This window comes from Dellaglioa sp. CoH-57-MRSF-17 (assembly GCF_056782015.1).
Genome location: NZ_JBXAXY010000043.1, coordinates 1 through 493 on the forward strand (window position 1 = coordinate 1; position 493 = coordinate 493).

Consider the following 493-nt stretch of genomic DNA (forward strand, 5'->3'; position numbering starts at 1 on the left):
CGTGCTGCCTTTTCTGGGTTAGCGGCGTACGCTGTAGCAATGATCTGAGACTGCCGCGTGTAAAACGGGTTCATCTCCCACGTTGCTAGGTTGACGCCAAGCATCGTTTTCTCACCGTCCGGGGTCCGCGATTCCCGCAGCAGCCGCATCATCTTGTCGCGCTGCGAGTACGGCGACGACACGTTGAACAGAAGTGGGGGCGGTGCGCTATGGATACCTTCCTTCGGTAGATTTTCGTAAGCTACCGAAACCGTACCCAGACTGTTGTACAGCGACTTGTGTGCCTCGTCAGAGTTTGCGCGTTCACTTGTTTCGTCTTCCTCACTATCACCAGTGGGTAGCGGAAAGAGACCAAGTTCGTCGAGTGCTGCCAGAATTCGCGTGTCGCCACGAAGTGTGCTCGATTTTGGACCAGAAGGATAGAATCGAATGTTCTTATACCCGAGCGTGAAGTACAGCGAACTCAGTTTGTAAAGTTCGGTCCCCATAGCAT

Annotated in this window: 1 protein-coding gene; it reads right to left on the bottom strand. The window is 53.8% G+C overall.

What is annotated here, in order from left to right; genetic code table 11:
- Positions 1-493 (bottom strand): hypothetical protein (locus AC1RPJ_RS07760; RefSeq protein WP_481762841.1); only part of this gene is annotated, 493 nt, incomplete at both ends.